This window comes from Aeromonas sp. 3P (assembly GCF_051919745.1).
In the GTDB taxonomy this organism is placed as follows: Bacteria; Pseudomonadota; Gammaproteobacteria; order Enterobacterales; family Aeromonadaceae; genus Aeromonas; species Aeromonas veronii.
In genome coordinates this window covers 2134478-2146412 of the sequence record NZ_JBQBED010000001.1, presented here as the reverse complement: position 1 = coordinate 2146412, position 11935 = coordinate 2134478, and the positions used below count along the sequence as shown (strand labels likewise).

Genomic DNA, 11935 nt, shown 5'->3' with positions numbered 1-11935 from the left:
CACTTTTCCGATTCTGGGTTTGATCTGTCGGTCGCAAACAAGTATATCAAGCAGGAATTCATCCTGTCCCCGAGTTATCAATGGCCAAAAATAAAACTGCTTATGTTTGTTCCGAATGTGGTGCCGACTTCACACGCTGGCAAGGTCAATGCAGCGAGTGCAAGGAGTGGAATACCATCACCGAGGTGCGCCTCGGCTCGGTGAGCCCCGCTGGCAAGAGTGCCCGTTACACCGGTTATGCCGGCGCGGTCGGCAGTCAGGTACAGACACTGGCAGAGATTGCCACCACCGAAATTCCCCGTTTTACCTCAGGTTTCAAGGAGCTGGATCGGGTGCTTGGTGGCGGTGTGGTGCCAGGCTCGGCCATTCTGATCGGCGGCAACCCGGGGGCGGGCAAGTCGACCTTGCTGCTGCAAACCATGTGTGGTCTCGCTGAACGGATGAAAACCCTCTATGTCACTGGTGAGGAGTCGCTGCAGCAGGTGGCGATGCGGGCCAACCGCCTTGGGCTGCCCACCGACAAGCTGCGGATGCTCTCCGAGACCAGCGTCGAGCAGATCTGTCTGATTGCCCAGCAGGAGCAGCCGCAGATCATGGTGATTGACTCCATTCAGGTGATGCATGTGGCGGATGTGCAATCGTCCCCCGGTTCTGTCTCGCAGGTGCGCGAAGCGGCGGCGCTGCTGACCCGCTATGCCAAGCAGAATCATGTGGCCATCTTCATGGTGGGTCATGTGACCAAGGATGGCAGTCTGGCGGGCCCCAAGGTGCTGGAGCACTGCATCGACTGCTCTGTGCTGCTTGATGGTGGCCATGACTCCCGTTTTCGTACCCTGCGCTCTCACAAGAACCGCTTCGGTGCGGTCAACGAGCTGGGGGTTTTTGCCATGACCGAGCAGGGGATGCGCGAGGTGAGCAACCCCTCCGCCATCTTCCTCAGCCGAGGGCAGGAGCAGGCGCCCGGTTCCATCGTCATGGTGATCTGGGAGGGCACCCGGCCGCTGCTGGTGGAGTTGCAGGCGCTGGTGGACTACTCTCAGCTCTCCAACCCGCGCAGGGTGGCGGTGGGGATGGATCACAACCGGCTTGCCATGTTGCTGGCGGTGCTGCACCGTCACGGCGGGCTGCAGATGGCGGATCAGGATGTCTTCATCAACGTGGTCGGCGGGGTCAAGGTCGAGGAGACCAGCGCGGATCTGGCGCTGCTGCTGGCGATGGTCTCCAGCTTCCGGGACCAGGCGCTGCCCAAGGATCTGGTGGTGTTCGGCGAAGTGGGCCTTTCCGGTGAAATTCGTCCGGTGCCGTCCGGCCAGGAGCGGTTGCAGGAGGCGGCCAAGCATGGCTTCCGTCGCGCCATCGTGCCGCACGCCAATGCCCCCAAGCACCCGATCGAAGGGATGGAGGTAGTGCCGGTCAAGAAGCTGTCTGAGGCACTCGAGGCGCTGTAATCTCTCAGCATTGCAATCGAGACAACAGCACAACGGAAAAAGAGCGCCTCGGCGCTCTTTTTTATGGGCTGGCACCTGCCATCAGGGCTGGCTATGTTCCAGATGTTCGCTCAGCAGTTGTTCCAGCTCGCGGTGGAGCAGCTCTTCGTCACCGACGTTGAGCTCGATCATCCGCTTGAGGTGGGTGGCGCTGTCGATATCGATGTGGTGGCAGTAGAAACCCAGCTTCTTGCTGGCTTCGTGGGTCAGCTCGACCTGCATTTTGATCTCGATATCGCTACCGCTCAGGATAAAGCTGAGCTGGTACTCCTTGTTGTCACGGCTCTCCCAGTCGTCGGGGCGGATCAGCAGGGCCCCCTGCAAGGAGACGTCGACAAGCTGGGTCTGCCACTTCTGTTCCCCCTGGGTGAGTTCTGCCATGGTCAAGTAGAGGATCCGTGCAAAACGGCGGCGCTCAGACATGCTCATCTCCTGTATGCAATAAGTGTGGACGCTAGGGTCATTGCTCTGAGTGTAATCCACCTTGGTTGCCAGTATCTTGAACTTGCTCCGAAAATGGCATTCAGGCTTGCTGGGTACTCAAGGATTCCACCACATGAAGCGCCTTGACCAGGCGGTCCTCCTGTTTGAACCGCTCTTCCAGAACCGGACCCAACTCATTGAGATCATCATCCAGCAGCAGCAATTGGGCCTCGTCGGCATCACTGTATTTATCGTTGAACTCGAGGGCGAATTCAGTGCTGTTACGAATATGGGGATAGATGCGCTTGGCCAGCTCCAGTGTTTCGCCGCTGGCTTGCTCGAAGGCGGTGACGACGTGGTGGTAGATTTCGAAATGGCCCGCGCTGACATAGTCGACCAGCCGGTCGCAAAACTGATGCAGCTCTTCTGTTTTGGGCAGGCTGCGTTGCTTGGTCCGCGCCGGAGTGAGGCCTGCCAGCTGCATGTATCCAACCAGCAACGCTTGCCTTGCATCCAGCCAGTCGTCGATAGCCTTATGCTTGCCTGCCAGCGCCTGCTTGGTCTGTTCCAGTTTCGTCAACATAATCCCTATCCCTCCGTGGGGCAAAGGCTGGCCGATTGTTCGGTATTCCGAGCCGTTTGAGCAGTGACACAACCTATAACTAGGGAAAATCTGGGCAAGCGTCAATAGCCATGGGGGGATAATGTTAAGTGGCGAAGAAATAGTCAGCGGATTGTGTCTGCGTGCTAGCAGGTTTCAGGCCTGCTCACGGTTTTTCGCGTGTGGAATGTGACTATTTCCGCAGATCTTGATGAAAACCCCAGCGTTTGACGCGTTCGGCTCGATAAAGGCTTTGCCTGTGCGTTTTTTTTTGCATAGAGTGACCCAGCGCTAAATGCCAGATCATAAAGGAAATGTTATGAACAAAGCTCAACTTGTCGATGCGATTGCCGCCAAAGCAGATCTGAGCAAAGCTCAGGCCAAAGTGGCTCTGGAAGAGATCATCAATGGTATTACCCAGAGCTTGAAAGAAGGCGATGCTGTGCAACTGGTCGGTTTTGGCACCTTCAAGGTCACCCACCGCGCAGGCCGCACCGGTCGTAACCCGCAAACTGGTAAAGAGATCCAGATTGCTGCTGCCAACGTGCCTTCATTCGTGGCTGGCAAGGCTCTGAAAGACGCCGTCAAGTAAGTCCGAAAGTCTGTTTTGTCCAATGCCAGTCAGCTCGCTGACTGGCATTGTTTTTATGGGATTCTCCCATCCTTCCTATTAGTCCTTCCTGACTTTTCCTTCTGTCGGCCTCGTTGTGGCTAAGGCCTTATGCCGTCTGCGGGTTGGATGGCAGCGGCCAGATCCGCTCATAGGCCCAGGTAAAGACCATGATGTAGACGAGGTAGAAGGCGACGAAGCCGAGATCCAGCATCAGGGCGTCCCACACCCCCAAATCGAGCCAGAACATGACGCAGGGGAGGGAGAGCATCATAAAGCTTGCCTCATAGCCAAACGCGTGCAGGAAGCGGTCCAGTGGTCGCTTGTTGGTGCGCCCGCAAAGTTTGAGCAACCCCTTGTCGAACAACAGGTTCCAGCCATAGGTCCAGGCGGTGGCGACGATGGAGAAGAAGATGGCCAGCGAACCGACCTCGGCGACGCCCTGACCGAACAGCTGGCTGATCAGCGGTGCGACCAGTGCCAGCCCTATGCCTTCGTAGAGAACCAGATAACGAAGTCGATCCGGGGTGGTGCGTAGTTGGGTACTACTCATGGGTGATGTGCCTCCTGTGGGAGGCGCATTCTAATCAGGGAGTGGTTAAAAGAGAAGCATCGGTCCGTCATGACTGGCGTTGAGGGGCATGATGATGCCCCTCTTTGCGATACTTCATTGCCAATTTGGGCGTTAGCCCTGAGTGGTCAAGTCTGCGACTCAGGCGTCGGTTGGCGTGACCCGGGTCAGCATGGCAAAGCCCTCTTCCACCAGAGTGAGCTCTACCTTGACCTCTCCCAACTCGGCGAGCGAGGCAACATGGGTGCCGCCACAGGGAATGGTCACCTCCTTGCCTTCCAGCATGCAGTGCCAGTAACGGGAATCGATGATCGCCTCACCAGCGCGGCTGCGGCGGATTTCGCTCCCTGCTGCGATCCAGTCGGCCAGTTGCTGGTTGACCTTCTCTTCAATCACCGCCAAATCTGCCAGCAGCGCCTCGCTGTTGACCCCCTTCTTGCGCAGGCTCTTGCCGATGCGGTACTGCTCCCGTGATCCGCAAGGCTCGACCCGAGAGCTTTGAATAGCCAGGCGGTCGAAGTCGGGCTGGCCCAGTGCATCACACTCGCTTACCTCCTTGCGCCAGTAGGGGATGAGTACCCGGTTGAGGGCTAGTGCCGCCAGATGGCAGCCGCTATGGCCCAGACTCAGGGCGTGGCGGGCAGCGCTATCTACTTGTAATTCGACCTGGCTGCCAATGGCTAGCGCGTGGTCTCCGGTCATTGGATGGACCACCACGAAACGCCACCCCTCTGCGCCCCGCTTGACCGGAATGGCAGTATCGACGAACAGCTCGCCATCCGGGCTGATGGCCCCCATTCGGCAAGGGCCAATGGTTGCTTCGCCCCCTTCCCAGCGAGCATGGCCCACATCCCCCGGCTGATCGGGCCAGAGGTGGCTCTGGGGATGAAAAGGGGTGAGGTCGGTGACCAGCAGCGTGGTGTCACCGCGCTGGCAGCAGACCACGCTGGCCTGCTCCTGATGATGGCCCAGTACGAAGCTGGCTCGGGTATGTTCCATGGCAAGGCTCCCGCAACGATAAATGAGAAGAGAAAGCGGCAGCATACGCCAAAGTGCGAAAGGGCTCATTAACCAGTGTTAATGAGCCCCTCTCTCTCGGTTTTACGGTTCGCTAGATCATGGCAACCAGCAGATAGGCGTTGAGCCCGATCACCAGCGCAACGATAAGGCGTCCTACCGCCTGGGTGACGGGGTGGTTACGATGTTGTCCCATCAGTGCCCGATCGCCGGTCAGCATCAACAGCGGGATCAGGGCCAGCGCGATGCCAAAGCTCAGGATTACCTGACTCAACACCAGAATTTCGGTGGTGTTGAGCCCCATAGCGATTACCACGAAGGCGGGAGCCATGGTGATGGCGCGACGCAGCCAGAGCGGGATGGTAAAGCGGACAAAGCCCTGCATCACCACTTGCCCGGCCAGGGTCCCTACCACGGTAGAGCTGATGCCAGATGCGACCAGCGAGAGGCCAAACAGGGTGGCTGCTGCCTGACCCAGCAGCGGAGTGAGGGTCTGGTAGGCGGATTCCAGCTCCGCTACCTGCTGGTGGCCCGAGCTGTGGAACGCAGCGGCCGCCATCGCCATCATCGCCAGATTGACGAAGCCGGCGATGGTCATGGCAATCGCCACATCGACCCGGGTGGTGTGCAGCCGCTGGCTGACTGAACCCTGATCCTGCGTGTGCTGGGTCAGTGCCGAGTGCAGGTAGATAACGTGGGGCATCACGGTGGCACCGAGTACACCGGCGGCCAGATAGACGGCATCGCTGTTGGGCAGACCGGGGAAGAGGGCGCCCTCCAGCAGGCTGGGCAGATGGGGGCGGGAGAAGATCAGCTCGACGATGTAGGCCGCCGCGACAAACAGCAGCAGGCCACCGACCACGAACTCCAGCGGTTTCTGACCACGGGATTGCAGCATCAGGATCCCCCAGGTCACTACGGCGGTGATACAGGCTCCTTCAAGCAAGGTCACGCCAAGCAGCAGCTTGAAGCCGACTGCGGCGCCGATAAATTCGGCGAGATCGGTGGCCATGGCGATGATCTCTGCCTGTACCCAGTAGGCCCAGACCGCCGGTTTTGGCAGTCGGTCGCGGATGTGCTCCGCCAGATTCTTGCCGGTGACGATACCAAGTTTGGCCGAGAGGGTCTGCACCAGCATGGCCATCAGGTTGGCCCATACCACCACCCAGAGCAGTTGGTAGCCAAAGGTAGAGCCCGCCTGAATATTGGTGGCGAAGTTGCCCGGATCGATATAGCCGATGGCGGCGATAAAGGCAGGCCCGAGCAGGGTCAGTTTGAATTTGCGGGCTGGAATCGTAGTCGTCAGTGCGGGTTGCATGGCATCACCCTCCATAAGGATATGGAGAGAGAATAGATCTAAGTGATAATCATTATCAATTGTTGTTTCTGATGATTTCCATCGGGAAAAACATTTGAGGCGGTCAGTTGCAGTGAGGGATGTGATTTCGTACAATACGCCGCCCTAGAAAAGCAGCGACTAAACACCTTTATGTTCCTTGCCTCCGAGGTCTGGCTGCACCTGGGCGGAGGCTGAATTAATCCGTAAGGAGCTAAAATGCGTCATTACGAAATCGTCTTCATGGTTCATCCGGACCAGAGCGAGCAAGTTCCCGGCATGATCGAGCGTTACACCGGCGCCATCACCACCTCCGGTGGTACCATTCATCGCCTGGAAGATTGGGGCCGCCGTCAGCTGGCTTACCCGATCGACAAACTGCACAAAGCCCACTACGTTCTGATGAACGTAGAAGCAGAGCAAGCCGTTATCGATGAGCTGGAAACCAACTTCCGCTTCAACGATGCCGTTATCCGCAACATGATCATGCGCACCAAGCACGCCGTGACTGAAGTTTCTCCGATGGCCAAGGCCAAAGAAGAGCGCTTCACCCGTCGTGACGACGAGCGCCGCGAAGAAGCTACTGAAGCTGCTTCCGAAGAGTAATTCTGGATCACTGACTAGAGGATAAAGGCCATGGCACGTTATTTCCGTCGTCGTAAGTTCTGCCGCTTCACCGCCGAGAACGTTACCGAGATCGACTACAAAGATATCGTTACTCTGAAAAACTACATCACTGAATCTGGCAAGATCGTACCGAGCCGTATCACCGGTACCCGCGCCAAGTATCAGCGTCAGCTGGCACGCGCCATCAAGCGTGCTCGTTACCTGGCTCTGCTGCCGTACACCGATCTGCACAACAAGTAAGAATCGGCCCGGCACTTAAGCCTAACTCAACGAAATTTATAGAGGAAAGGTAATGCAAGTTATCCTGCTCGACAAAATCGCCAAACTGGGCGGTCTGGGTGACCAAGTTTCCGTGAAATCTGGTTATGCCCGTAACTACCTGATCCCGCAAGGCAAAGCTGTTATGGCCACCAAGGCCAACATCGAAGCTTTCGGTGCTCGTCGCGCTGAGCTGGAAGCCAAACTGGCTGCCAACAAAGCTGCTGCTGAAGAGCGTGCTGCCAAGCTGGCCGAACTGGCTACCGTGGTTATCGCTTCCAAGTCTGGCGACGAAGGCAAGCTGTTCGGTTCCATCGGTACCCGTGATGTGGCTGAAGCCATCACTGCTGCTGGCGTAGCCGTTGCCAAGAGCGAAGTCCGCATGGGCAACGTTCTGCGTAACACCGGTGACTACGAAGTTGCTGTTCAGCTGCACGCTGACGTTAAAGCAACCGTACAGATCCAGGTTGTTGCCCTGTAATAGCGATTCGCTTTTGCAGAGAAAACCCGCGCTTTTGCGCGGGTTTTTTATTTTCCGGCCCGGGGGTAGAGTGAAGGTCTGTTCCACAGGAGGAGATCCTTATGGCTTGGGTAGAAGGCCGCGTCATCGAACGCATCGAATGGACACCCACCCTGTTCTCCCTGCGGGTAGCGGCCGAGCTGGCCCCCTACAAGGCAGGGCAATTTACCAAACTGGCCCTTGTTCAGGGCGATCGCCGCATCCAGCGGGCCTACTCCTTCGTCAATCCCCCCTCTGCGCCATATCACGAGTTCTATCTGGTCGAGATCCCGAGCGGTGAGCTGACTCCGTCCCTCGGCTCGTTGCAAGCAGGCGATACCCTGCTGGTGCAATCCCAGGCCACCGGCTTTCTGACGCTGGATGAGGTGCCCGCCGGGTGCGATCTCTGGCTGCTCTCGACCGGCACTGCCATCGGCCCCTTCCTCTCCATGCTGGCCGATGGCGAGGCCTTCAACCGTTTCGAGAATTTGGTGTTGGTGCACGGGGTGCGCAAAGGCGAAGAGCTGAGCTATCAGGATTTGATCGCCAGCTTTGCCGAGCAATATGGCGCGCGCTTTCGCTATGTCCCCTTTGTCAGCCGCGAGCTCTGGCCCGATGCAATGGCAGGGCGGATCCCGGCGGCGATTGCCAATGGTCAGTTGCAGGATCGAGTGGGGTTGGAGTTCTCACCCGAGCTGAGTCAGGTGCTGATCTGCGGCAATCCGGAGATGGTGAAAGAGACCCAGCAGACCTTGCTGGCACTGGGGTTGGCCAAGAACCTGCGGCGGGCGCCGGGCAATATCAGTGCGGAGAATTATTGGTAAACAATCAGCACAGGGGCGCCAGGCCCCTGCTGCATCTGGAGAGGGCGTTCAGTTCTTCTTGCCGTTGCCCTTGTTTTTATCCTTCTGTTTGTCGTGACCTTGCCCGGGGTTATTGCCGCTGTGGATGCTGCGGTTGTAGTGATCCCGGTACTTGCCATCCATCTTGTCGCAGTTGAGTTTGATCCGGCTGTCGCCAATGCCAAGATCCAGGCAGTTGTCCTGCCACCAGTCGTACTCTTTGTCATCCCAGTCGAGATTGATCTTGATGTCATCACCGGAGATCTTGATGCCATCGCCATTTTTGCCTGGCGGCGCCGCAACCGCGATGCCATGTGCCATCAGCAGGGAGAGCAGCAGGGCACCGCGCCGGATAACGGGGTTGTGTTTGGCTTGGGTCATCGCAAGGGGACTCCTGTCGTTATTGGCCACTCTGCGAGTTGGCAGGGAGCTGGTTGGTTTGCGGCGGCTGGTTGCGGTTCTCTTCATCTTCCAGATTGAATTTGACTGCCCTGCAGTCGGCCGGGGCGGTTTCGCCGACCCCCAAGTCGAGGCAGTCGTTCTGGGTCCAGCCGAACTGCTTGTCATCCCAGTCCAGGTTGAATTTAAGCTCATCGACGGAGAATTCGGAGCCACTGCTCTCTTGATATTGCTGGGTCGCTGCGGCGCTGCCGGTAACCAGAAGAAGGGAGAGTAGCAAAGTGGTCTTACTGTTCATGATGGCCTCGGATAATTGCAACGGTGGATGAGTGTACAGACCGGAGCTGAACCCGGGCGGAACTGTTCCCCATCTCACTACATGATCAAGTCAGGGAGGGATTGTATCGCTTTTCTGCTGCCGATTTGTCCGTTTTGGTCGCACTCTGGGCAGCTGGTTGCCAATCTGAAGGAATTCAGTCATTTGCCCTTCTCTGGGCGAGTCTGGCGACTATAATCGGCAGCCAACTTTTCCTGCACAGCACACCCCTTCATCATGACCACACAGGACTCATCTACATTGCGCTACCCCAAGGGGTGGTTTGCTCTGACGACGGTATACAGTTTCACCGGGTTGGCCATTCTGGCTTCCATTATCTTCTCCCTGCTGCTGTTCCTCTCCATCGATGACAACCCGCTGATGAAGTGGCTGTTCGGCGGCTTGGCCATCATCTTCGAGCTGGGCAAGTTTTACGTCTGGTACGAGTACGGCGAGCGCAAGGCGCGGCGGGATCTGAGTGGCGCTTTCTGGTCGCTGTTGTTCTACAGCGTGCTGGCGGCCATCTCCATCGGCGGCAGTATCGGTGGCATCAACAGCGCCACCAATACGGTACTGAGCCAGCAGGCTCGCCACGAACGGGAACTGGCCCGTTTCGACGAGCAGATCGCCAGCATCGAGCGGCAGATCCAGCTCAACGAGGAGGCGGCCCGCAAATATATCGAGCTGGAGCGCATCTCCAGTGGCGTCTCCTCGTTGCAGCACGCCAACACCAAGCTGCGCTTGCAGCAGGATGAGCTGCGCCAGCAGCGCGATGCCAAGCCGGTCAACGAACAATCCTCCATGTTGGGGCTGATGAGCAGTCTGGCGGACGGGGTGGGGATGAGCATCAGTCAGGTGCAGTTCCTGCTGGTCTGCTTCCTCTCGGTGCTGCTCGATGTGTTCGGTGCCTTCTTCGTCAGCCTGATCGGCGAGGAGAACCGCTTTCGCCGGATATGGCGCTGGCAGCAGGAGCAAGCTCGCAGAGAGGCGCAGGAGGCGTTGGCGATGGCAGCACAGCCCGAGCCCATCATGCCCCCCGAGCCCGCTCCCGAAGTGCTGGCGCAGGTGCGCGGTGCGCTGGTGAGCGGTGAGCTCAAGTGCAGCAAGCGCTCGGTGGCACAGGCGCTGTCACTCTCGCTGGAGGAGGTGGACCGGGTGTTCCACCATCTGCTGTCGCAAGGGGTGCTGGGGCAGGGGAGCAATCGACACTACTACCTCAATCCGGCGCTGGAGCAGCAACCCGGATAGTGAGAAGGCCACCGAAACTCGGTGGCCTTTTTCGTTATCGAGTGGCTGTTGTACTCAGTGAGTCAGCACCATCATCAGGCTGAGGAAGGCGGCCAGTCCGCCACCGGTGCCGATGATCCAGTAAAACCCCTTGGCCCCCTGTTTGAGCGGGATGCGGAAGTAGAGCAGAAACGCCCACCACCCCAGTGCCAGCAACAGAGGAATAAGAAACATTCGAGCCATGGTGTCCTCGCTGTTATTCTGTTGACCCTTGATCAATCAACAGGATGGATTGTGCAATGACGCAACTACAGATTACCGCATTCGGTGACCCCTCGGTACTCAAGCTCAACCCTTCCCTCGATAAGGTGCCAGCCGATGGCGAAGTGCGGGTACGCATCTGCTTTGCGGGGGTCAATCCCATCGATGCCAAAACTCGCGCAGGTCTTGGCTGGGCGGCGGCCCAGAACAAGGACAAGCTGCCCTGGACACCGGGTTATGACGTCTCCGGTGTGGTAGAGAAAGTGGGCCCCGGCGTAACCTCGCTGGTCGAGGGGGATCGGGTGTGCGGCATGGTCGGTTTTCCCCTTACCGCCGGTGGCTACGGGGAGTCTGTGGTGGCAAGCGAGAGTGAGTTGGTCAAGCTCGACGGGGTGAGCCTGCAGCAGGGGGCGGCGTTGCCGCTGGCCGGTCTTACCGCCTGGCAGGGGCTGCTTGAGCATGGCGGCCTCAAGAGCGGTCAGCGGGTATTGATCCTCGCCGGTGCCGGCGGTGTCGGCCATCTGGCGGTGCAGTTTGCCAGCGCCTATGGCGCCGAGGTGGTGGCCACCGCCAGCCCCGACAACCATGGCTTCCTCCATGCTTTGGGGGCGCGCTGGATGGTGGATTACCATGATGCGAACTGGCCAGCTCAGGTGGTGGCAGAGGTCGGCCTGGTCGATCTGGTGCTGGATCTGGTAGGCGGCGAGAGCGGCAAGGCGGCGCTGGCCTGTGTCAAGCCGGGTGGCCGCTTGGTGACGGTACCCACCATCACTGCCCAGCAGATCAAGGATGCTGGGGCTGCGGTGGGGATCGAGGTGGTCGGCATGCTGGTTCACCCCGACCAGAAGCAGCTGGGTCAGATGTTGATGCTGCTGCGTCAGGGGGAGGTGAAGGTCACCCTCGCCGGTGAATTCCCCCTGGCCGAGGGGGCGCTGGCCCATCAGGCCATCGAAGGGGGCCATGTACGCGGCAAGCTGCTGCTGCGGATGCCTGCGGCCGACGGCTATCCCGGATGAGCGAGATGATGGAGATGGGGCTGGGGTGGCTCTTTTTAAGCGCCTTTACCTCAGCCACCCTGTTGCCCGGCAGCTCCGAAGTGCTGCTGGGGGCCATGGCGGCCAAGGGGGAGTGGAGCATGGCGAGCCTGCTGCTGTGGGCGACGCTGGGCAATACCCTCGGCTCCATGACCACCTGGTGGCTTGGATGGCTCGCCACCTTCAAGAAAAAACCGGAAGATTTTCAAGGCCGTGGGGAACAAAAAGCCTTAGGCTGGCTCAAACAACATGGTCACTGGTGTCTGCTGCTTGCCTGGACGCCGGTGGTCGGTGATGGTCTCTGTCTGTTGGCCGGTTGGCTGCGCCTCTCCTTCTGGCGCTCTCTCATTCTGATCGGGCTCGGCAAATTGTTCCGTTATGCCCTGGTTTTTCTGCTGGCCAGTCACATTTTCTAGCCTGTTTTTGT

General features: G+C 58.6%; 17 protein-coding genes. 9 read left to right on the top strand and 8 right to left on the bottom strand.

Translation table 11 applies throughout. From position 1 onward, the window contains the following. Nucleotides 1-80 precede the first annotated feature (80 nt). A complete protein-coding gene (radA, locus tag ACTG19_RS09720; RefSeq protein WP_005340481.1) occupies nucleotides 81-1448 on the top strand; it encodes a DNA repair protein RadA in 1368 nt (455 codons plus the stop codon). Nucleotides 1449-1529: 81 nt separating this feature from the next. On the opposite strand, the gene ACTG19_RS09715 is transcribed toward radA, so the two are convergent. Next, complete coding sequence (locus ACTG19_RS09715; protein WP_005340482.1) at nucleotides 1530-1910, bottom strand: PilZ domain-containing protein; 381 nt, start codon at nucleotides 1908-1910, stop codon at nucleotides 1530-1532. 100 nt (nucleotides 1911-2010) lie between these two features. After that, on the bottom strand, nucleotides 2011-2493 hold the full coding sequence (locus ACTG19_RS09710; RefSeq protein WP_005348975.1) for an Rsd/AlgQ family anti-sigma factor: 483 nt from the start codon (nucleotides 2491-2493) through the stop codon (nucleotides 2011-2013). 337 nt (nucleotides 2494-2830) lie between these two features. On the opposite strand from ACTG19_RS09710, the gene hupA reads away from it, so the two are divergent. Next, nucleotides 2831-3103 carry a nucleoid-associated protein HU-alpha gene (gene hupA, locus ACTG19_RS09705; RefSeq protein WP_005340484.1) on the top strand — a complete coding sequence of 91 codons (273 nt, stop codon included), beginning with the start codon at nucleotides 2831-2833 and terminating at the stop codon, nucleotides 3101-3103. Nucleotides 3104-3230: 127 nt separating this feature from the next. On the opposite strand, the gene ACTG19_RS09700 is transcribed toward hupA, so the two are convergent. The 3 genes from ACTG19_RS09700 to ACTG19_RS09690 all read right to left on the bottom strand — a co-directional run bounded on the left by ACTG19_RS09700 (nucleotide 3231) and on the right by ACTG19_RS09690 (nucleotide 6027). Further along, the gene (locus tag ACTG19_RS09700; protein WP_005358045.1) at nucleotides 3231-3674 is read right to left on the bottom strand and encodes a PACE efflux transporter; all 444 of its coding nucleotides are present in this window, start codon (nucleotides 3672-3674) and stop codon (nucleotides 3231-3233) included. Between the two features lie 159 nt (nucleotides 3675-3833). Next, complete coding sequence (locus ACTG19_RS09695; protein WP_439973736.1) at nucleotides 3834-4691, bottom strand: hypothetical protein; 858 nt, start codon at nucleotides 4689-4691, stop codon at nucleotides 3834-3836. Nucleotides 4692-4803: 112 nt separating this feature from the next. Continuing rightward, entirely contained in the window at nucleotides 4804-6027 is a 1224-nt protein-coding gene (locus ACTG19_RS09690; RefSeq protein WP_005340487.1) for an Nramp family divalent metal transporter, read from the bottom strand. Nucleotides 6028-6264: 237 nt separating this feature from the next. Between ACTG19_RS09690 and rpsF the strand changes: the two genes are divergently transcribed. The 4 genes from rpsF (at nucleotide 6265) to ACTG19_RS09670 (ending at nucleotide 8253) form a co-directional block, all read left to right on the top strand. Continuing rightward, complete coding sequence (gene rpsF, locus ACTG19_RS09685; RefSeq protein WP_005308887.1) at nucleotides 6265-6651, top strand: 30S ribosomal protein S6; 387 nt, start codon at nucleotides 6265-6267, stop codon at nucleotides 6649-6651. Between the two features lie 30 nt (nucleotides 6652-6681). Next, nucleotides 6682-6912, top strand: a complete 231-nt coding sequence (gene rpsR / locus ACTG19_RS09680) for a 30S ribosomal protein S18 (protein ID WP_005308890.1) — start codon at nucleotides 6682-6684, stop codon at nucleotides 6910-6912. Nucleotides 6913-6964: 52 nt separating this feature from the next. Further along, the gene (rplI, locus tag ACTG19_RS09675) at nucleotides 6965-7411 is read left to right on the top strand and encodes a 50S ribosomal protein L9 (protein ID WP_005340490.1); all 447 of its coding nucleotides are present in this window, start codon (nucleotides 6965-6967) and stop codon (nucleotides 7409-7411) included. Nucleotides 7412-7512: 101 nt separating this feature from the next. Then, the gene (locus ACTG19_RS09670; protein ID WP_201990774.1) at nucleotides 7513-8253 is read left to right on the top strand and encodes a ferredoxin--NADP reductase; all 741 of its coding nucleotides are present in this window, start codon (nucleotides 7513-7515) and stop codon (nucleotides 8251-8253) included. Between the two features lie 48 nt (nucleotides 8254-8301). Here the strand turns inward: ACTG19_RS09670 and ACTG19_RS09665 are convergent, their stop codons facing one another. Both ACTG19_RS09665 and ACTG19_RS09660 read right to left on the bottom strand, forming a co-directional pair. After that, nucleotides 8302-8652 (bottom strand): hypothetical protein, encoded by a 351-nt coding sequence (locus ACTG19_RS09665; RefSeq protein ID WP_201990775.1) that lies wholly within the window; start codon nucleotides 8650-8652, stop codon nucleotides 8302-8304. A 19-nt stretch (nucleotides 8653-8671) separates the two neighbouring features. Then, on the bottom strand, nucleotides 8672-8968 hold the full coding sequence (locus ACTG19_RS09660) for a hypothetical protein (RefSeq protein WP_005348982.1): 297 nt from the start codon (nucleotides 8966-8968) through the stop codon (nucleotides 8672-8674). A gap of 255 nt (nucleotides 8969-9223) precedes the next feature. Here ACTG19_RS09660 and ACTG19_RS09655 point away from each other — a divergent pair, with 255 nt between their 5' ends. Next, nucleotides 9224-10234: a Preprotein translocase subunit SecY gene (locus tag ACTG19_RS09655; RefSeq protein WP_124930216.1), complete on the top strand. Its 1011-nt coding sequence runs from the start codon at nucleotides 9224-9226 to the stop codon at nucleotides 10232-10234. Between the two features lie 54 nt (nucleotides 10235-10288). Here ACTG19_RS09655 and ACTG19_RS09650 read toward each other — a convergent pair whose 3' ends face one another. After that, nucleotides 10289-10456, bottom strand: coding sequence for a hypothetical protein (locus ACTG19_RS09650; protein ID WP_201990789.1), 168 nt, complete (start codon nucleotides 10454-10456; stop codon nucleotides 10289-10291). Between the two features lie 56 nt (nucleotides 10457-10512). On the opposite strand from ACTG19_RS09650, the gene ACTG19_RS09645 reads away from it, so the two are divergent. Together ACTG19_RS09645 and ACTG19_RS09640 are read left to right on the top strand one after the other, a co-directional pair. Next, nucleotides 10513-11490, top strand: a complete 978-nt coding sequence (locus tag ACTG19_RS09645; RefSeq protein ID WP_162628429.1) for an NADP-dependent oxidoreductase — start codon at nucleotides 10513-10515, stop codon at nucleotides 11488-11490. Next, nucleotides 11487-11924, top strand: coding sequence for a YqaA family protein (locus ACTG19_RS09640; protein ID WP_005348990.1), 438 nt, complete (start codon nucleotides 11487-11489; stop codon nucleotides 11922-11924). The genes ACTG19_RS09645 and ACTG19_RS09640 overlap by 4 nt, the downstream gene beginning before the upstream one ends. Nucleotides 11925-11935: the final 11 nt, after the last annotated feature.